Annotated in this window: 1 protein-coding gene; it reads right to left on the bottom strand. The window is 29.6% G+C overall.

The annotated features are described in order from the left end of the window. On the bottom strand, positions 1 to 425 hold a 425-nt coding region (locus tag CYJ57_RS07725), incomplete at both ends, for a hypothetical protein (RefSeq protein ID WP_101954783.1).

Genomic DNA, 425 nt, shown 5'->3' with positions numbered 1-425 from the left:
TTATCATCTTCAATTTGTGCGTCAATGACAACAACTTTGTTATATCTAACTCTTAGAACGTTATCTTTATTATAGATATCAATTCCATTAAATTCTATAATAAACGATCCATTTATTTTAACGACATATTGAACTTGGTCATAAATTTTAGACAATTCTCCATAAATTACTCTATCAGCAAGACCTTGTTCTTCGAGTTCCTTAGCTTTTGAAACTAAAGACTCATTCGGTTGATTTTGACTTGGCATAGTTGGATTTGCATTTTTAATTGCCGCTTCGTCTTCTATTTGTAAGTATGGTATGATTTCAATAAATTTTTCGTATATAGCACCTCCAGCAAAAGATAGGATTAATGAATCTTCCGAAATTAAAATTTGTTCAATAACCGCATTTTCGTCTGAAGTTGTATATACTTTGTAATTTTC

The organism is Falseniella ignava, assembly GCF_002847645.1.
Taxonomy (GTDB): domain Bacteria; phylum Bacillota; class Bacilli; order Lactobacillales; family Aerococcaceae; genus Falseniella; species Falseniella ignava.
Note: the sequence above shows the minus strand (reverse complement) of the source record. Positions and strands in the feature narration are given on the sequence as shown.